The following is an 18,316-nucleotide window of genomic DNA, read 5'->3' as shown; positions in this document are numbered from 1 at the left end:
ACAGCTGGGCGATCTCCGGCGCGCGCGCCATCGCCCGCCGCAGCTCGGATTCCGCTTCCTTCAGCCGCCCCAGGTACATCAGCACGTGGCCGCGGGCGACCAGCGTCGCCGGATACTCCGGATCGCCTCGCCGCGCTTCATCCAGATACTTCAGGGCCCGGCGCTGTTCGTTGAGTGCGCTGAAATTACTTGCGATCGTCAGCAAGAGGGGGATGGGGATCCGATCCAGCGGCCCCAGGCGTTCGACGTACCCGACCATGGCTTCGACCAGATTGAATGCACGCAGCCGATTGATCGCGTCCCGGGCCGCCTGCGCATCCCGCGCCTTCTGGCTTGCGGATCGAAGCGTCGAAGCGCAGCCATGCCGGTAGCTGCCCGCAGATACAGGATGCGGCGGTTGGGAATGCGTCGATGCCATCTGGCCGGCGATTCTCGCATATCCGCTCCAAGCACGGCATGCGGGCGCGACTCCACCAGGACAGCACGGGCACAGGTTGGCCCGAAAAAAAAGCGGCCCCTTTTCAGGGGCCGCCAAGGTGATGCACCAACTTGCCTATACGATCAGAAATCGTATTCGATAGTGAAGGTCATCGAACGCGCCGGGTTGGTCGAGATCGGGCGATGGCAGTTGGCATCGATGGTGTCGGTGGTGAATTCGCACTGCTCGTTCACCGCCAGCACGCTGCGGTCGTTGAGCACGTTGAACACCTGCGCCGACAAGCGCAGCCCGTCCATCCACTTCGGCGTATAGGCCAGGCTCAGGCTCAGGTTGCTGTTCCACTCCAGCCGGCCCGCCGTACCGCGCGGCACGAGCACGCCATTGCAGTACATCGCATAGCCGTCGTAACCCGGCTCCGCCCAGTGGCCGTCGCCGTAGGTACCGTCTTCGTGCTCCGGCACCGCACCCAGGCAGTTCAGCGGACGACCGCTCTGCGCGATGAAGTTGCCGCCGACCAGCCATTCGTCGGTGATCTGGTAGGAACCGAAGACCTTGATGGCGTGGCGACGGTCGTTCGGCAGGTAGCCGTAGCCGCCTTCCGCCAGCGTCGGGTAGTCGAAGCCCGCGGAAATGCCGGCGTCATCCTGGCCGATGTCGGACTTCACGTAGCCTTCGGTGTTGCCGATGCTCTTCGCGTAGGTGTACGAGCCCTGCACGGTCCACTTGCCGTCCCAAACGCGCTCGAAGAAGAACTCCAGCGCGGTGTAGCGACGCTTGGCCTTGTCGATGCCCAGCGCCGAGGCCGGGATGGTGAGCTTGGTCAGGTCGGCCTCGCCCAGGTCGGCATACATGTTCAGGTCTTCGCCGACGTTCATCAGGAAGCAGGCCGCGACGGCGTTGCCGATGCTGTCCGCCTGATCTTCGGTGTAGCCATTGGCGATCGCCCAGTCGTAGGGCTGCTGGTAGGAGCAGTAGTCGTCCATCACGGTGTTGAGCTTGCGATAGACGCCGCGGATGCCGCCCACCCAGTTCTCGGCGAGCTGGGCCTGGAAGCCCAGGATCAGCTCGTCCTGGAACATCGGCTTGATGTCGGGATCGACCACCGTGCGCGGATCGGGCGTCGCGCCATCGGAGGCATACCAGCGCGTGCCCAGCTGCTCGCCGCGGACGGGCTCTTCGTAGATGTCGTTGGTGAACTCACCCGTCCACGCATACCACTCCTGCCAGTCAAGCTCGGCGCCCGACAGGCGGATGTTGGTGTTGCCCATCACCGGGATGTAGTAGCGGCCCAGGTTGCCGAACAGCTTGAAGGTGGAGTCGCCGTTCACGTCCCACGAGAAGCCCAGGCGCGGGGCCCAGGTATTGTCGATCTTGATGAAACTGCCGCCAGCGGCATTCAGGTTCTCGAACGACTCGTTGCGGATGCCCAGATAGGCCAGGAAGTTGTCGGTGATCTGCCACGAATCTTCCAGGTAGAAGGCGGAGTTCTTCAGGGTGAACTCGCCGCCGTTCTCGAAGTGGCGCATCACGACGTAATCCAGCGGCGCACCGGTGTTGTTGGTATAGCCGGAGTTCGGGATCGTGCCGCCGGCTTCCAAGGTACGCAGGTAGCGGTAGGTGCCGTCGTAGCCGGTGTAGAAGGTGCCGCCGAGGAAGTCGTACTCCTCGTTGTCCAGGCCGAAGCGCAGGGTGTGGTCGCCCAGCGCCCATTCGCCGTCGAAGCGATAGGCGGTACGCTTTTCGTTGGCGTTCGGGTCATCGATGCCACCCGTGGTCCAGCAACCGTAGGCGGTGTAGGTACCGGAGGGGTCCGGGCGTCCCGGGCGATAGTCGCGGACGTTCGGGCATTCCGAGGAGCCCACCTGCGAGGTGTGGTCGTACTTGCCCACGCCGTACAGGGCCGACAGGGTCAGGTTGTCGCCGAAATAGCCGGTCCACTTGCCGATGTAGTTGTCGCCGCCCAGCTGGTAGGAGTCGGGCAGCAGCGCGGCACCCTTGCCGCGGCCATAGGCCGTCGTGGACTCCCAGGTCCGGACGTTCTGCTCTTCGCGGTCGCGGAACGCGGTCACCTCCAGCATGTGGTTGTCGGTGATGTTCCAGTCCAGCTTGACGTAGAACTGCGGCGCGTCGGAGGTCGTTTCGCTCTGGCGATCCGCACCGAAGGCCTTCGTGGTGTCGTCCTTACCTTGGCCAAGAGCGTAGAAGAACAGGCGATCCTTGATGATCGGGCCGCTGGCGTAGGCGTTGTAGACCATCGATTCGCGGTAGCTGTCGGTCTCCACCTGCATCCAGTCGCCCGGACCGGGGGTACGCTGCCAGGAACCATCCGGATTCAGCATGTTCGGATTCGGGATGTAGCGCACCGCATTCGAACGCACGCTGTCGGGCGAAAAGATGACGTTGCCGCCGAAGTGCCATTCATTGGTACCGCGCTTACCGATGACGTTGACCACGCCACCCAGCGAACGGCCGAATTCGGCGCCGTAGCCGCCGTTCTTGACCTGGGTTTCCCTGATGGCTTCAAACGGCAGTTCGTTGAACGCCACGCCGTTGACCAGATTGGTCACGTTGAAACCGTTGATGTAGTACACGTTCTCGGCGACCGACGAGCCACCGAACGAGGCCAGCTTGCCGTCCTGCTTGCTGCCCACGCCCATGCGATTGTCGCCCAGAGTGGTACCCGGGGCCAGCAGCGCCAGCGACGTGGTGTCGCGGGTGATCGGCATGCGATCGATCTGCGCTTCGGTCAGCACCACGGTCGACTCGACCGACGAAACGTCGATGGGATTGATCACGGCGCCGGTCACGGTCACGGTCTCAAGCGTCGTGGCGTCGCCGACGACGAAGTCGACATTGCTCGCCGTACCAACGCTTACCGTGACTTCGCGCGTCTCGCCGCCATTGCGGCTGATCTGATATTTGCCGATCGGCAACTGCGCCAGTCGGTAGTTGCCGTCGCTGCCGACCGTGACGGTACGGGTAACGCCGGTGTCCGGGTTCGTAACGGTAACGGTGTCGCCTGCATTCGCATGACCGAACACTGCACCCGCGGTATTGGTCTGTGCCTGCACGCCACCGGCGAAGCACATGCCAAGCGCAACGCTCAACGCGGTGCGGCGGACGCCTTTCGAGAAATACTTGGAACCCTTATGGGTAGTCATTGCTGCGCTCTCTCTCCGAAGGAATATCCTGTTATTGACCAGCACGCATTCGCGGAACCGGTCGATTTGTGCAGGCGCGATGCCACCGGACGCCTGGTTTCCGGAGCATAACGCAATCTTTACGTCGATTGGAAGTGAAACCAACCGAGGTCACAAATTAATAATTCTTCATATTCAGCAAGTTAGGTCGTTAATGCTGACCCCTGCCGTCCTTCAGGCCGGGAAACCAGCTCCGCTTTGACCGATCCAGGGGTTCTGCAAACCCCGCTTACCCCCCCCGTCAGGCGGCAATCGCCGGTCGCCGGCAAAAAAAAAGATGCCGGCGCTCACGCGCCGGCATCGAGTCTTGCAGATAAGCGGAACCTGGGATCAGAACGTATAACGCGCACCCAGATACAGGCGACGCGGCTCGACCCATGCCGACGATTCGCCGAACCCGTAGGTGCCACCCGACACCAGCCCCGACTCGGCAGTCGGAGACTGCTTGTTCAGGATGTTGAAGACGTCCAAGAAGAACTCCAGCTTGCCCACCGGCAGTTCCTGGGTGTACTTGGCGCGCACGTCGAAGGTGTAGTACGACGGGCCTTCATTGGCACCGACGGAACCCGGCAGCACCCAAGTGTCTTCCACGCCACCGTCCACGTAGGGATCACCCATGACCGGCAGGTAGCGGGAGCTCACGAGCTGCGCGGTGGTGTACAGCACGCCGCTGTTCCAGTTGAACACGCCGCTGACCTCGAAGCCGTTGTCCCACGCGTAGGAGCCCCAGGCCTTGAACTGGTGCTTGATGTTGCCCGCCTGCGGGCCCCACATGTTGGGCGCGCGCGGATCGATGGCGATCCAGTCGCCCTGGAAGTCCGCGTTGCTGTCCGAGTTGGTGTTGCCGTGAGCGTCGTTGTAGGTGTACGACAGCGCACCCTGCCAGTGGTCCTTCTTGAACTTCTGCAGGCTGATTTCGTAGCCCATGTACTCGCGCTTGCCGCCGGCCAGCGTGGCGATCACGTAGTTCGAATTCGGCACGGTGGTGTAGCCGAAGTACGACAGCGGCAGGTAGTACTTGGAGTTCTCGTCGGCGGTGCCGAAGTCCGGGCCCACGCCATCGCCGTCGTAGTCGCCGTTCGGATCCGAATACAACGCCAGGTCGTAGTCTTCCAGAACGTCCTTGGTGACGCGCTTGGTGATGGTGAACGACAGGCTCAGGTCGTCGCGGAACGTGTTGGAGAAGCCGACCAGGAACTCATCCGTGTACGGCGTCTTGGTGGACGGCGCGAACAGGGCATCCGGATCCTTCTCGCCACCGCGCACGCGGAACGTCAGCCATTGGTCGCCGAGGAAGATCTGCTCGTCGTAGCTCGGGCCGGTCAGGTTGCCGGCGAAGTCGGACATGTTGTTGCGGATCGGATCGTAGTAGCGGCCGTAGTAGCCCCAGACCTTGGTACGGCCGTCGCCGAACAGGTCGTACACCAAGCTCAGGCGCGGGGCCAGTTCCCACTTGAACTTGGCGGACTGCCCGCCCTTCGAATCGTAGTGCGTCCATTCTTCGGCGCGCACACCGGCATTGACGGTCAACTGGTTCAGCGTCCAGGTGTCCTGCAGGTAGAAGGTCTTGCCCTTGGAGGAAACGGTGTAGGGCGCCGCTTGCGTCTCGATGATGCGGTAGTTGTTCAGGTAACCGCCCGGGTTGCCTGCCGTGCTGGTCAACTGGTAGGCACCCAGTTCGGCCGGGGAAACCGCGCCATCGCCGTTGGTGTCGAGCAGGCCCACGAAATACGCGCTGTTCGGGCTTTCGCTGATGGCGCTGAGAATGCGCGAGTAGTCGGCACCCACGATCGGTCGCGTCGTCCAGGCGTTTCCACCGGAAAGGCCGGCCACCGCTTCATCCAGGGTCAGCCCGCTGTATTGGTTGTCGATGGAGGTGTATATCGCCTTGTTGCCGGTGTAGACCGTGTTTTCGAAATACTCGTTTTCCGTGCTGGAAACGCCCAGCTTGAAGGTATGGGAGCCGAAATCGGTATCCAGCCACCATTCGGCGCTGGCGCCGAACTCGTCGCGGTTGCGCTCGGAGATGTAGGCGCTGCCCAGGCCGCCCAGGTTGCGCTGCTCCAGCGTCGCCCCTGCGGAAGCACGGAAGGCGATGGTGTTGCGATCGGACAAATCGGCCGGGAGTTGCGACAGCTCGCCCTCGTGGCGGAAGCCGTAGGCGTTCAAGCGGAAGTTTTCCCAGTCGTGGCTGTATTCCAGCTTGTAGTTGTCGCCGCCCTGCTTCTGCGCGAAATCGCGGTTGTTCAAGGTCGATGCGTTGGTCGTACCGCTGATATCGGTCGGATCGCGGAACCAGGTGGCGGTCAGGCGGTCGTCATCGGTGATCTGCCAGGTGGCCTTGAAGAAGGAGTACTCGGCATCGCTGTCGACGGTACGCATGGCTTCGCCGGTCTGCGCGTTGACCACGTCGGTTTCGCGATACTTCTTCTGGTGCGAAGCGAAGAACCACAGCTTTTCCTTCACGATGGGACCGCCCAGAGTGAAGGCGGTGTCGTAGGTCGAAAAACCCGAATCAGTGTTGTGCTTGTTCTTTTCGACCAGGCTGTCGTTCTGGAAGTAGTAGTTGAGCGAGCCGTGCCATTCGTCGCTACCCGACTTGGTCACCACCTTGGAAATCAGGCCCGAGCCACCAGCGTATTCCGCCGGCACGCCGCCAGTGATGACCTGCTGCTCCTGGATGATTTCGGAGTTGAAGTTGGCGCCGAAGGTGCCGGTGGAGGGATCGGTCACGTCCACGCCGTCGAGCAGATAGACGTTGTCGGTGGAAGAGCCGACGGACCCGCCGATATCGGAATAGTTGACGCCGGACTTCGACGACGGGTTGCCGCCGGAGCTCGGCTTCACGCCCGGCACCAGCTGCAGGTAGCTCTGGTAGTTGCGGCCGGTGGGCAGGGCTTCCACCTGATCCAGGGTCAGCACGCTGCTGACGGTAGCCGAAGTGGTGTCGATGGCCGCCAGCGAGGCGCCGGTAACCACGATGGCGTCGAGGTTGGTTGCGTCTCCGCCGCCACCCAGGACATAACCCAGGTTCAGGTCCTTGCCGCTGACCACCGCGACATTACCGGCACTGAAATCGTTGTAGCCGGAAGCGACCACTTCCACGGTGTAGTTCGTTGCCGGATCGAGGCCGACCAGGCGCAGGACACCGTTGGCATCGGTCGTACCCGTCTTGCTGATCAGACTGCTCGGCGAACTTACCTTCACGGTGGCGCCGGCCACTGGCGTGCCGCCGGCACCGGTGATGGTGATGCGCAGACCGCCCGTGTCGGCGGCCCAAGCTGCACCCGCAATGCACATGCTCAGCGCCACGCCCAACGCGGTGCGGCGCAGATTTTTGGAACCCTTGTGGGTAGTCATTAATGCCCTCTCTCTCTGGTCTGTACGACACTGAAAAGACCTGGTCCCCATTGAATAGGCCTGGCCGGCTTGTGCAGACGCAACATCAGCTGACGCCTGGTGGGCCGAGGATAACGTGATCTTCACAAAGATGTGAAGTCCTGCTTAACGGCCACGGAGAGAGAGAAATTTCATTATGTTTCAATAAATTGGAATATGAACAGGGGATTCGCCGGAATTGGGGGACACCCCTTTTGTGCCAGCCTTCCCCTGTTCAAAGTCCCATCAGGGGTCAAAGTCCTCCTGTCCGCCGTCTGTCCTTGGAAGGAGCCGTGCGCCCATTCGGCGGTGCCGGATGCCGCGCCGCATTCGATATTCACTCCAGCCGCAACTCCGCGTCCCCCGAGAAAGTTTCAATGGAAATCTCTCCGTCGCCGCTGCCGTAGCGCACGTCGAGATTCGCGCCCGGGCCATATTTCGGACGCTTCACTTCGGCGCCCGGGGCGCGCAGGTTGCCGCTGAAGGTTTCCGCGCTGACCCGCGCCGACAGGTCTTTCGGCAGGATCAGGACCAGGTTGCCGGAAACGCTTTCGAAGCGGATCTCGCCGTTGACCGCCAGCGCGGTGCGCAGCTTGGCGTCGCCGCTGACCGTGTTCGCGCTGACCTCGCGGATGCGCTCGCCATTGACGACGACGTCGATGTCGCCGCTGACCGTTTCCGCGTTGATCGCGCCATTGAGGCGCCCCCGCAGCGTGATGTCGCCGCTGACGCTGTCGATGTTGACGTCCGCGCTGTTGACGGTGACGTTGAGGTTGCCGCTGACGCTGTCGGCGCTGAATTCCCCCGGCGCGGCGGCGACGAGCACGTCGCCGCTGACGCTGTCGATCGACAGCGACGAGGGCGCGACCCCTTGCACGTCGACGTTCGCCGAAACCGAATCGATGTCGAGGTCGGCCTTCAACGGCACGGTCAGCAGCAGTTCGCTGGGTTCGGACTTGCCGCGGCCCCAGCCGTCCTTCGGATAACGCACCTTCACCGTCAGGTGCTCGCGGTCGCCCTCGACGACGAGCTTCTCGACGCCGGCGCCGAGGCTGCCTTCGATCTTCACCTCGTCGCGTTGCCAGGCGCGCACCTGGATGCGTCCCTTGACGTTCTCGATGTCGACGCGTCCGGTCGGCGACAGCGGGCGGGTTTCGTTGATCGGGGTCGCGGCGTAGGCCGGCGCGGCCAGCGCCAGCAACAGCGCGAAGGAAAGGGTCGTGCTCAGGGTCGCGTTTTTCATGGATGTGTCCCTCATGGATGGTGCCTCAGGCAAGGATCGCGCGCTGGGTCAGTGCCAGGCGGCGGGCATAGGTGCGGCGCAGTCGTTCGAGCAGGAAGCGCGAATCGGGACTGCGTTCGAGCGCGGCGCGGATCTGCGCCGCGCTCCGGTCGAGGTCGTGGATCGCCGCGGCGATCCCCGATTCGTCTTCCGCCCGTGCGGTCGGCGTGCCGCTTTGCACGAGCTCGACCAGGGCGCCCTGGTATTGCCGCGACAAGGCGGCGGCTTCGATCTGGATCACGTGATTGCCGGACGATGCGGCGGTGGCCGGCACCGACGGCGCCGACGGCGCCGGGCCGAAGCGCCAGAACGCACCGAACGCGAGCAGCAGCGACGCGGCCAGCGCCATCGGCAACCACGCCGGCCTCGCGCGGCGCGCCTTCGCGGCTTGCGGCGCAGTGGCGATGCGCGCGGCGATGTCCGGCCACAGGTCGCGGCCCGGCTCGAGGTCGCGGCGCAGGCCGCGCAGTTGCCAGCGCAGCAGGTCGTCGCCGGATTCGTTGGTGTTCATGTCGTTTCTCCCAGCCGCGCGCGCAGCAGTTGCCGCGCGCGATGCAGTTGCGCCTTCGAGCTGCCGACCGCCATGCCCAGCTCGCCGGCGATTTCCTCGTGCTTCCAGCCCTCGACGTCGTGCAGCACCAGCACGGCGCGGGCGCGCGGCGGCAGCGTGGCGACCGCGCGTTCCAGGTCCATCGCCAGCGCCGCGCCGTGCCCGGCCGAATCGGCGACGCCGACGTCACCGAGCGCTTCGTCGTCGTCGAAACGCGGGCCGGAGCGGCGGCTGCGCAATTCCATCAGCGCGGTGTTGACCGCCAACCGGTGCAACCAGGTGGCGAAGGCGCTTTCGAAACGGAACTGCGGCAGCGCCTGCCACGCGCGGACGAAGGCCTCCTGGGTCAGGTCCTCGGCACGCGCGCCGTGCGCGCCGACCAGCCGCGCGATCACGCCATGCACGCGGCCGGCGTGGCGGCGGTAGATCGACTCGAAGGCGCCGGTGTCGCCACTGGCCGCCTGGCGCGCCAGCGCACCGTCGGCATCCGCAGCCGCATCGGCGATCGGTTCGAAGGTCGGGGCGCTCATGGCAGCGGTCAGCATGCCATTGGGATGTCGCGGGCGGGCGGAAGGTTTAAAGCGGGGAACGCGCAAAGGCGGGGCATGTTCTCCGCCCGTTCCCGGCTTACTGCGGGATCAGCGTATCGATCACGTGGGCCAGGTAGGCCTCGAATTCCTCATGGGTCATCTTCGGCTGCTGCAGCTGCAGCGACAGCTGCAGGAAGCCGACGTAGGCCGCGTAGGTCAGGCGCGCGCGGTGCTGGGCGTCGGTGCGGCCCAGGCCGGCCTGGCGGAACGAGGCGATCAGGTAGTCGAGGCGGCGCTGCGAAACGCGGTTGATCACCGGCTGCACCGCCGGGTGGTCGAGCGCCTTCAGCAGTTCGCTGTAGACGATGTGCGGCGTGATCTCGTGGCCGGCCACCTGGAACAGCGCACGCAGGCGTTCGCGCGGGTCGTGCACCGCCTCGAGCCCGCCGAACACGGTTTCCTGCTCGTAGGCTTCCCAGCGTTCCAGCGCCGCTTGCAGCAGCGCGTCGCGCGATGGGAAGTGCCAGTAGAAGCTGCCCTTGGTCACGCCGAGGCGGCGCGCCAGGGGCTCGACCGCGACCGCGGCCACGCCCTGCTCGGCGATCAGGTCGAGCGCGGCCTGCGCCCAGTCGTCGGCACTGAGGCGGCTGTTGCGCGGCGGGGGCAGCGGGTCGGCGGCATTCGATGCGGGGCTCATGTCTGCATTTAACCATACGCCGGGGTGTGTTGGAGTATGTTTGCTGCAATGCAGCATGTTTTTCTTTGCGAATCAGCCGTTTGCCGGCATGCCCCGGGCGATGGAAGGTGGTTGACGTTGGTGAATTCGCGGTTCCATACTAATGCGTATGGTCATGCCGTCGCCCCCGAAGCCAGGCCCCGCTCCCGTGCCGACGCACGCCGAGGCGTTCGTCGTCGCCGGCGCCGGCGGGCTCGAACTGGCGGCGACGCGTTTCCCCGCCGCAAACAGCGGCCGGACCGCGCGGGCACCGTTGTTGTATGCGCACGGCTTCGGCCAGACCCGCGATGCCTGGCGCCGCACCGCATCGACGATGGCCGCGCTGGGCCATGCCGGGTTGAGCTACGACGCGCGCGGCCACGGCGAGTCGCGGCGCAACCCCGCCGACCTGCCCTATCGCGTCGAACAGTTCGCCGACGACATGATCAACGTGGTCGGCGCGCTGGCGCAGGCGCCGGTGTTGATCGGCGCGTCGATGGGCGGCCTGTTCGGCCTGGTCACCGAGGCGCGCTGGCCGGGGCTGTTCCGCGCGCTGGTGCTGGTCGACGTGACCCCGCGCTGGGAGGCCGCCGGCTACGAGCGCATCCTCGCCTTCATGAGCGCGTTCCCGAACGGCTTCGATTCGCTGGCGCACGCCGCCGACGTGGTCGCCGCCTATCTGCCGCACCGCCGCGAGCGCAAGTCGGAAAGCGACCTGCGCGGTCTGTTGCGCGAAGGCGCCGACGGGCGCTGGCGCTGGCACTGGGATCCGCGCCTGATCGCCGAGGTCGCCGAAGGCGTCGAAGGCCACCAGGACGACCTGGTCGAGGCCGCGCGCCGGGTGCGCTGCCCGGTGCTGCTGATCAGCGGCGGCCGCAGCGACCTGGTGTCGACGCGCACCATCGCGGAATTCCAGGCGCTGGTGCCGCACGCGCGGCACGCGCACCTGCCGCACGCCACGCACATGCTGGCCGGCGACGACAACGACGCCTTCGCCGCCACCGTGCTCGATTCCCTGGCGGAACTGCCTGCCTCCGCGCCGGACGCGGTCGCCGGATCCCTTCCCGCAGTTCCCGCCGCCAACGATCCCCTCGCTTCCAACGAGTCCGCCGGAGCAAGCCCATGGGCGCCATCGTTCCCTTCCTCGCCGTTTTGCTGGTGGGCGCCGTCGCCGCCTACCACCGCCTGCGCCTGGCCGTCTGGGCCGCGATCACCGCGTGCGCCCTCGTTGCCGTCTGGCTGCTCGGCGCCAGCGGCGCCGCCACCGCGGTCGCCGCGATCCTCGTCGGCCTGGTCGCGGTGCCGCTGCTGGTCCCGGCGATCCGCAAGCCGCTGCTGACCGCGCCGGCGCTGAAGTTCCTGCGCAGGGCGCTGCCGCCGCTGTCGCAGACCGAGCGCATCGCGCTGGAAACCGGCTCGGTCGGTTTCGAGGGCGAGCTGTTCACCGGCGACCCGGACTGGAACAAGCTGCTGAACTACCCGAAGCCGCAGCTGACCGCCGAGGAGCAGGCCTTCCTCGACGGCCCGGTCGAAGAGCTGTGCCGGATGACCAACGACTGGGAAATCACCCACGTCCACGCCGACCTGCCGCCCGAGCTGTGGGACTTCATCAAGAAGAACCGCTTCTTCGGCATGATCATCCCGAAGCAGTACGGCGGCCTCGGCTTCTCCGCGCTGGCGCACCACAAGGTGATCCAGAAGATCGCCTCGGTGTCGAGCGTGGTCAGCTCCACCGTCGGCGTGCCGAACTCGCTGGGTCCGGGCGAACTGCTCAACCACTACGGCACCCAGGAACAGAAGGACTACTACCTGCCGCGGCTGGCCGCCGGCATCGAAGTGCCGTGCTTCGGCCTGACCGGCCCGTTCGCCGGCTCCGACGCCACGTCGATCCCCGACTACGGCATCGTCTGCAAGGGCGAATGGAACGGCGCCAACGTGCTGGGCGTGCGCCTGACCTTCGACAAGCGCTACATCACCCTGGCGCCGGTGGCGACGATCATCGGCCTCGCCTTCCGCATGTACGACCCGGAAGGACTGATCGGCGACACCAGGGACATCGGCATCACCCTGGCGCTGCTGCCGCGCGACACCGCCGGCGTCGAGATCGGCCGTCGCCACTTCCCGCTGAACTCGCCGTTCCAGAACGGCCCGATCCGCGGCAAGGACGTGTTCATCCCGCTCAGCCAGCTGATCGGCGGCGTCGACATGGCCGGCAAGGGCTGGAACATGCTCAACGAATGCCTGGCCGTCGGCCGCTCGATCACCCTGCCCTCCACCGCCAGCGGCGGCGCCAAGGCCGGCGCGGCGGTCACCGGCGCCTATGCGCGCATCCGCAAGCAGTTCGGCCTGTCGGTCGGCCGCTTCGAGGGCGTCGAGGAAGCGCTGGCGCGCATCGGCGGCAAGGCCTACGCGATCAGCGCGCTGTCGCAGGCCACCGCCGCGGCGGTCGACCGCGGCGACGTGCCGTCGGTGCCGTCGGCGATCGCCAAGTACCACTGCACCACGATGGGCCGCGACGTGGCCAAGGACGTGATGGACATCGTCGGCGGCAAGGGGATCATCCTGGGCCCGCGCAACTTCGCCGGCCGCGCCTGGCAGGCCTCGCCGATCGCGATCACGGTGGAAGGCGCCAACATCATGACCCGCAGCCTGCTGATCTTCGGCCAGGGCTCGATCCTGTGCCATCCGTACATCATGAAGGAGATGAAGGCGGCGACCGAGGAAGATTCCAAGGCCGGCATCGACGCGCTCGACGCCGCGTTGTACAGGCACGTCGGCGCGGCGATTTCCAATGCCGTCCGCTCGTTCTGGTTCGGCCTGACCGCCGCGCGCATCGGTGTGGCACCCGGCGACGACTACACCCGCCGCTTCTTCCGCAAGCTCGACCGCTACGCGGCCAACCTGGCGCTGCTGACCGACCTGTCGCTGGGCGCGCTGGGCGGCAAGCTGAAGTTCAAGGAAAACCTGTCGGGCCGCCTCGGCGACGTGCTCAGCCACCTGTACATGATGAGTGCGGTGCTGAAGCGCCACCACGACGAGGGCGCGCCGGAAGCGGACAAGCCGCTGCTGGCCTGGGCCTTCCACAACAGCGTGCACGAGATCGAAGTCGCGCTGTCGTCGGCGCTGCGCAACTTCCCGATCCGCCCGCTCGGCTGGCTGCTGTGGCCGCTGGTGTTCCCGTGGGGCCGCCGCGCCGTCGCCCCCGGCGACCGCCTGAGCCATCGCGTGGCGATGCTGCTGATGGCGCCGAACGAGGCGCGCGAGCGCCTGGCCAGCGGCGTGTTCCTGACCCCGTGCGAGAACAACCCGGCCGGGCGCATCGACAGCTACCTGGCCAAGGCGATCCTCGCCGAGCCGGTGGAGCGCAAGTTCCTGAAGGCACTGAAGAACAGCGACATCGAGTCGCTGGACTTCGAGACCCAGCTGGACGAGGGCGTGCGCGAAGGCTGGATCACCGCCGAGGAACGCAAGCAGCTGGAAGAGCTGCGCGCGATCACGCTGGACGCGATCACCGTGGACGATTTCGACACGCACGAACTGCGCGCGGCGACGTACTACGACAAGTACCCGAACGCGCCGCGCGCGGCGGCGTAAGCGCTTCCCCTGCGCAGGCAGGGGCGCCGGGAGGGGCGGTACGGCCACGATCCGCCCTCCCGCTTCGGTTACCGAGCACTCCCCCAACCCTCCCCTGCATGCGCAGGGGAGGAGACAGAGCGAAGCCCATGAGCAACCAGGTTCTGTCGATCTACAACAAGCTGGCCGGCAAGCCGCTGGGCAAGTGGCTGTTCTCGAAGCTGATCTGCCTCAAGGCCCCGTACTTCGGCAACGTCCGCCCGCGGATCGTCCTGCTGCAGCCCAACCGCGGCGAGGCGACGATCCGCCACCGCCGCAGCGTGACCAACCACCTCGGCACTGTGCACGCGATCGCGCTGTGCAATCTGGCCGAGTTCGTCGGCGGCCTGACCTGCGACGTCAGCATTCCCGCGTCTATGCGCTGGATCCCGAAGGGCATGAGCGTCGAGTACCTGAAGAAGGCGGTCGGCACGATGCGCGCGGTGGCCACTCCGGCTTTCGAGCCGCGCGAGTCGGCCGAGGGCTACGAGCTGCCGTTCAACGTGCTGGTGACCAACCCGCAGGGCGAGCCGGTGTTCAAGGCCAGGATCGCGATGTGGGTGTCGCCGAGGCCGGCGCGTGACTAGCGCGATGGACGCGATGCTGCTGGCCTGCGCCTTGCACAGCTTCGCCTTCGCCGTGTTCCACCTGGCGTTCTGGAAGCTGTTCCGGTGGCCGGAAACGCTGCAGGGCACCACGTTGGCGAACCGCGCGATCATCCAGATCGCCAACGTGCAGCTGGTCTGGGTGTTCCTGCTGGTCGGCGCGCTGTGCCTGCTGTTTCCGGACGAGCTTGCGACGACTCCGCTCGGCCGCGCCCTGCTCGCCGGCATGTCGCTGTTCTGGCTGATCCGCCTTGCTGGCCAGTTCGTCTGGCTGCGCGTGAACCACTGGCTGGCGCACCTGCTGAGCGTGCTGTTCGCGCTCGGCGCCGTCCTGTTCGCGTTGCCGCTGTTCGCCTGACGGGATCAGGTCGCCACGAGCACGGCGACGATCGCCGCGATCGCCGGCACGCCCTGCACGTAGAAGATGCGCCGGCTGACGCTCCATGCGCCATAGATTGCGGCGACGAGCACGCAGCCGAGGAAGAACAGCACCACGTTCCACTGCGCCGTGCACAGGCCCCACAGCAGGCCGGCGGCAAGGAAGCCGTTGTACAGGCCCTGGTTGGCGGCCAGCACGCGGGTGGCCTCGGCCTTCTCCGGCGTGTTGCGGAAAGTCTTCAGGCCCAACGGTTTCGTCCACAGGAACATCTCCAGCACCAGGAAATACAGGTGCAGGGCCGCGACCAGCACGACCAGGATCTTCGCCAACAGCATCATGCCTCCCTCCTGCGCCGGGTCATCGGCGCGATACCGCGGCGGCCTCGCCGACGTTCTCGACCCGCTTCCACAGCCGCCAGCCGATGCCGGCGGCCAGGAACGCCGCCACCGCGCTGATCGCCGCGAATCCGCCGACGGCCACGCCGAGCGACCTCAGTCCGTTCATGCCAGTGGCGATGGCCACGTCGCCGAAGCGCCACACCGCCGTGTCGACCGCGTCCTGGCCCTTGTAGCGCACGTTGCGCGGCACGCGGGTGTACAGGCTGTGCCGCGCCGGCTCGGCCATGCCGTAGGCCAGGCCGCGGCTGACGATCAACGCCATCACGGTAGGCGCAAGCGGGCCGACCAGCACCGGCAAGGTGAACAGCGGCGCGTGCGGATCGTGCGAGAACACGACCACCAGCAGCACCGCGATGCTGATCAACGCCCACAGCATGATCAATATCCCCGGTCCCTTCCGCGGCAGCAGCCAGCGGGTCAGGGTCAGCTGCACGATCACCGTCAGCAGGTTGCCGACCAGGTCCACGTCGGCGTGGAAGCGCGTGCGCGCCGCCGCATCGACGAAGGTCGCGCCGGAATAATCGACCATCAGCGCATAGTTGACGGTGCCGATGCCGTCGGCCAGCAGCAGCAGCACGGCCATGCCGCGGATGAAGGGATCGGTAAAGATCTGCTTCAGCCCGTCCCACATGCCGCCGCCGACCGCGTCCTCGTGGCCGGCTTCGTGGCGGCGCGCGCCATGCACGCGCGCCCAGCGACCGAGCAGCACCACGCAGACCGTGGCAATGCACAGCAGGCTGGCCGACACCACCAGCAGCGGCGCCACGCCGATCACGTTGACCAGCGAGCGGGTCAGCGCCGGTCCCGCCAGCGCGCCCAGCGTGCCGGCGACGGCGATGATCGGGAACAGCCGCTTCGACTGGTCCAGGCTCCAGATGTCGGACATGAAGATCCAGAACACCGACACCACGATCAGGTTGAACACGCTGACCCAGACGAAGAACACCATGCCCAGCACGCGCGGGCTGAGCAGGCCGACGTTGGTGAAGGCGGGGATGAAGGCCAGCAGGCAGGCGATGAAGAACAGGTACACGACCGGCACCAGCTTGCGCCGCGGCCAGCGCGAGGCCAGTGCGGCGAACGCCGGCGTCAGTACCAGCGTGGCGATGAAGGTGGCGCCATAGAACCACGGCAGCTGGGTCGAACCGACCGCGGCCGACAACTGCTCGCGCACCGGGCGGATCACGTAATAGGCGGCCAGCACGCAAAAGAAATAGACGAAGGAAATGGCCACCGCGCGCCATTCGCCCTGGTGAACCCGACCTTCCCCCGAAGCCGTTCCCGGCGCCTGTTCGACCTGCATCCGTCCGTGTTCCTGCGCGACGATGCGCGCAAGGTAAACGATGCACCGCAACATCGCCAGTGTTCGCGTCGACTAAGCTAACGCCGTAGCTGCCGGGGGAAGAACTTGTACGACTACATCATCATCGGCGCCGGTTCGGCCGGCTGCGTGCTGGCCAGCCGCTTGTCCGAAGACCCCGCCGTGCGCGTGCTGCTGCTGGAAGCCGGCCCGCGCGACTGGCATCCCTTCATCCACATGCCGGCCGGGCTGGCCAAGCTGGTCGGCATGAAATCGCTGAACTGGGACTACGACACCGCCGCCGAGCCGCAGTTGAACGGCCGCCGCCTGTGGTGGCCGCGCGGCAAGGTGCTGGGCGGTTCCAGTTCGATCAACGCGATGTGCTACATCCGCGGCGTGCCGGCCGACTACGACGGCTGGGCGGCGAATGGCGCCGACGGCTGGGACTGGGCCAGCGTGCTGCCGTACTTCAAGCGCAGCGAAGGCAACGCGCGCGCCCTTCGACAGGCCCGGGACGCACGGGAGTTCCACGCGCTGCACGGCGGCGATGGCCCGTTGTCCGTGTCCGACCTGCGCCATACCAACCCGTTGTCGTCGGCCTTCGTCGAGGCCGGCCGGCAACTTGGCCTGGCGCGCAACGACGACTTCAACGGCGCGGTCCAGGACGGCGTCGGCTTCTACCAGGTCACGCAGAAGGACGGCGCGCGCTGCTCGGCCGCGGTCGCCTACCTCGACCCGGCGAAGCCACGGCCCAACCTGACCATCGTCACCCGCGCACTGGTCCGGCGCATCGTGCTGGACAAGGGGCGCGCGGTCGGCGTGGCCTGGGCGCGCCGCGGCCGCGAGGTCGTCGCCCGCGCCGGACGCGAGGTACTGCTGTGCGGCGGCGCGATCAACTCGCCGCAGTTGCTGATGCTGTCCGGCATCGGCCCGGCAGAAGACCTGCGCCGGCATGGCATCGCGGTGCATGCGGACCTGCCGGGCGTCGGCGCGAACCTGCTGGACCATCTGGACATCTGCACGCTGCAGCATTCGACGCAGCGCATCAGCTACGACCGCGTCGGCGACCTGAAGATCGCCTGGGGCTACTACCTGCGCGGCCGCAGCGGCCCCGGCACCAGCAACATCGCCGAGGCCGGCGGCTTCTACCGTTCGCCGCTGGCGCCGGACGCGCGCGCCGACATCCAGTTCCACTTCGTCCCGGCGATGCTCGACGACCACGGCCGCAACCGCCTGCCCGGAGACGGCTATACCTTGCACGCCTGCTTCCTGCGCCCGCGCAGCCGCGGTCGCATCGGGCTGGCCAGCGCCCACCCGCGCGCGCCGGCGCGGATCGAGGCCAACTACCTGAGCGACGCGGAGGGCTTCGACCTGAGGATGATGCTCGAATGCGCGAAGGTTTCGCGCGAGCTGTTCGCGCAGAAGGCGTTCGATCCGTACCGCGGCGCGCCGATCTTCCCGCCACGCAGCGACCTGTCCGACGGCGAACTGGTCGAATTCATCCGTGCCAAGGCCGAAAGCGTCTACCACCCGGTCGGCAGCTGCCGCATGGGCGGCGACGAAACCTCGGTGGTCGACCCGCAACTGCGCGTGCACGGCATCGACGGCCTGCGCGTGGTCGATGCCTCGGTGATGCCGACCCTGCCCGGTGGCAACACCAACGCACCGACGATCATGATCGCCGAGCGCGCGGCCGACCTCATCAAGGCGGCCTGACCCTGCAGAACCTCACTGCGCAGGGATCAGGCTCAGGTCCTCGCGGTAGTTCCATGTTTCGGAACGGACTTCGGCCACGGCGGCGGCGAAGTCGTCAAGCGCGGTCGGCGCGACCAGCAGGGGGCGCCAGTTCCATGGAAAGCCCCACGGGCGATCCGCCACCTCCTGCATTCCGGCATCGGCCGTGCGCGATGCAGCCAGTGCAAAATGAC

The 18,316-nt window shown here is 66.5% G+C and carries 13 protein-coding genes and 2 pseudogenes; 5 read left to right on the top strand and 10 right to left on the bottom strand.

The window, feature by feature from the left end; all coding sequences use genetic code 11:
- The 7 genes and pseudogenes from CSC71_RS10385 to CSC71_RS10355 form a co-directional block, all read right to left on the bottom strand.
- Positions 1 to 418 (bottom strand): annotated as a pseudogene (locus CSC71_RS10385) (hypothetical protein); the annotation flags it as partial.
- Positions 419 to 561: 143 nt separating this feature from the next.
- Positions 562 to 3,600 (bottom strand): TonB-dependent receptor, encoded by a 3,039-nt coding sequence (locus tag CSC71_RS10380; RefSeq protein ID WP_162374303.1) that lies wholly within the window; start codon positions 3,598 to 3,600, stop codon positions 562 to 564.
- A gap of 369 nt (positions 3,601 to 3,969) precedes the next feature.
- Positions 3,970 to 6,999, bottom strand: coding sequence for a TonB-dependent receptor (locus CSC71_RS10375; protein WP_162374302.1), 3,030 nt, complete (start codon positions 6,997 to 6,999; stop codon positions 3,970 to 3,972).
- A 355-nt stretch (positions 7,000 to 7,354) separates the two neighbouring features.
- Positions 7,355 to 8,260 (bottom strand): DUF4097 family beta strand repeat-containing protein, encoded by a 906-nt coding sequence (locus CSC71_RS10370; protein WP_162374301.1) that lies wholly within the window; start codon positions 8,258 to 8,260, stop codon positions 7,355 to 7,357.
- Between the two features lie 25 nt (positions 8,261 to 8,285).
- Positions 8,286 to 8,810 carry a hypothetical protein gene (locus tag CSC71_RS10365; RefSeq protein WP_162374300.1) on the bottom strand — a complete coding sequence of 175 codons (525 nt, stop codon included), beginning with the start codon at positions 8,808 to 8,810 and terminating at the stop codon, positions 8,286 to 8,288.
- Positions 8,807 to 9,394 carry an RNA polymerase sigma factor gene (locus tag CSC71_RS10360; RefSeq protein WP_162374299.1) on the bottom strand — a complete coding sequence of 196 codons (588 nt, stop codon included), beginning with the start codon at positions 9,392 to 9,394 and terminating at the stop codon, positions 8,807 to 8,809. Before CSC71_RS10360 ends, CSC71_RS10365 begins: the two co-directional genes overlap by 4 nt.
- 82 nt (positions 9,395 to 9,476) lie before the next feature.
- The gene (locus CSC71_RS10355; RefSeq protein ID WP_162374298.1) at positions 9,477 to 10,076 is read right to left on the bottom strand and encodes a TetR/AcrR family transcriptional regulator; all 600 of its coding nucleotides are present in this window, start codon (positions 10,074 to 10,076) and stop codon (positions 9,477 to 9,479) included.
- A gap of 154 nt (positions 10,077 to 10,230) precedes the next feature.
- Between CSC71_RS10355 and CSC71_RS10350 the strand changes: the two are divergent.
- The 4 genes and pseudogenes from CSC71_RS10350 to CSC71_RS10335 form a co-directional block, all read left to right on the top strand.
- Positions 10,231 to 11,154 (top strand): annotated as a pseudogene (locus CSC71_RS10350) (alpha/beta fold hydrolase); the annotation flags it as partial.
- 62 nt (positions 11,155 to 11,216) lie between these two features.
- The gene (locus CSC71_RS10345; RefSeq protein ID WP_162374297.1) at positions 11,217 to 13,688 is read left to right on the top strand and encodes an acyl-CoA dehydrogenase; all 2,472 of its coding nucleotides are present in this window, start codon (positions 11,217 to 11,219) and stop codon (positions 13,686 to 13,688) included.
- Positions 13,689 to 13,816: 128 nt separating this feature from the next.
- Positions 13,817 to 14,293 carry a hotdog fold domain-containing protein gene (locus tag CSC71_RS10340; RefSeq protein WP_162374296.1) on the top strand — a complete coding sequence of 159 codons (477 nt, stop codon included), beginning with the start codon at positions 13,817 to 13,819 and terminating at the stop codon, positions 14,291 to 14,293.
- Positions 14,286 to 14,669, top strand: a complete 384-nt coding sequence (locus CSC71_RS10335) for a hypothetical protein (protein WP_246192141.1) — start codon at positions 14,286 to 14,288, stop codon at positions 14,667 to 14,669. The genes CSC71_RS10340 and CSC71_RS10335 overlap by 8 nt, the downstream gene beginning before the upstream one ends.
- A 5-nt stretch (positions 14,670 to 14,674) precedes the next feature.
- On the opposite strand, the gene CSC71_RS10330 is transcribed toward CSC71_RS10335, so the two are convergent.
- The gene (locus CSC71_RS10330) at positions 14,675 to 15,028 is read right to left on the bottom strand and encodes a DUF1304 domain-containing protein (protein WP_162374295.1); all 354 of its coding nucleotides are present in this window, start codon (positions 15,026 to 15,028) and stop codon (positions 14,675 to 14,677) included.
- A 19-nt stretch (positions 15,029 to 15,047) separates the two neighbouring features.
- Complete coding sequence (locus tag CSC71_RS10325) at positions 15,048 to 16,445, bottom strand: NTP/NDP exchange transporter (RefSeq protein WP_211367966.1); 1,398 nt, start codon at positions 16,443 to 16,445, stop codon at positions 15,048 to 15,050.
- Positions 16,446 to 16,496: 51 nt separating this feature from the next.
- On the opposite strand from CSC71_RS10325, the gene CSC71_RS10320 reads away from it, so the two are divergent.
- Positions 16,497 to 18,104, top strand: coding sequence for a GMC family oxidoreductase (locus CSC71_RS10320; protein ID WP_162374294.1), 1,608 nt, complete (start codon positions 16,497 to 16,499; stop codon positions 18,102 to 18,104).
- Positions 18,105 to 18,116: 12 nt separating this feature from the next.
- Here the strand turns inward: CSC71_RS10320 and CSC71_RS10315 are convergent, their stop codons facing one another.
- A complete protein-coding gene (locus tag CSC71_RS10315; protein WP_162374293.1) occupies positions 18,117 to 18,275 on the bottom strand; it encodes a hypothetical protein in 159 nt (52 codons plus the stop codon).
- Positions 18,276 to 18,316: the final 41 nt, after the last annotated feature.

It is taken from the genome of Pseudoxanthomonas sangjuensis (genome assembly GCF_010211755.1).
GTDB classification, from domain to species: domain Bacteria; phylum Pseudomonadota; class Gammaproteobacteria; order Xanthomonadales; family Xanthomonadaceae; genus Pseudoxanthomonas_A; species Pseudoxanthomonas_A sangjuensis.
Note: the sequence above shows the minus strand (reverse complement) of the source record. Positions and strands in the feature narration are given on the sequence as shown.

Coding starts and splice junctions, on each gene's coding strand:
- CSC71_RS10365 (WP_162374300.1), bottom strand. CDS start 8,810: ATGAACACCAACGAATCCGGCGACGACCTGCTGCGCTGGCAACTGCGC.
- CSC71_RS10375 (WP_162374302.1), bottom strand. CDS start 6,999: ATGACTACCCACAAGGGTTCCAAAAATCTGCGCCGCACCGCGTTGGGC.
- CSC71_RS10380 (WP_162374303.1), bottom strand. CDS start 3,600: ATGACTACCCATAAGGGTTCCAAGTATTTCTCGAAAGGCGTCCGCCGC.
- CSC71_RS10355 (WP_162374298.1), bottom strand. CDS start 10,076: ATGAGCCCCGCATCGAATGCCGCCGACCCGCTGCCCCCGCCGCGCAAC.
- CSC71_RS10340 (WP_162374296.1), top strand. CDS start 13,817: ATGAGCAACCAGGTTCTGTCGATCTACAACAAGCTGGCCGGCAAGCCG.
- CSC71_RS10330 (WP_162374295.1), bottom strand. CDS start 15,028: ATGATGCTGTTGGCGAAGATCCTGGTCGTGCTGGTCGCGGCCCTGCAC.
- CSC71_RS10325 (WP_211367966.1), bottom strand. CDS start 16,445: ATGTTGCGGTGCATCGTTTACCTTGCGCGCATCGTCGCGCAGGAACAC.
- CSC71_RS10345 (WP_162374297.1), top strand. CDS start 11,217: ATGGGCGCCATCGTTCCCTTCCTCGCCGTTTTGCTGGTGGGCGCCGTC.
- CSC71_RS10370 (WP_162374301.1), bottom strand. CDS start 8,260: ATGAAAAACGCGACCCTGAGCACGACCCTTTCCTTCGCGCTGTTGCTG.
- CSC71_RS10360 (WP_162374299.1), bottom strand. CDS start 9,394: ATGCTGACCGCTGCCATGAGCGCCCCGACCTTCGAACCGATCGCCGAT.
- CSC71_RS10315 (WP_162374293.1), bottom strand. CDS start 18,275: ATGCAGGAGGTGGCGGATCGCCCGTGGGGCTTTCCATGGAACTGGCGC.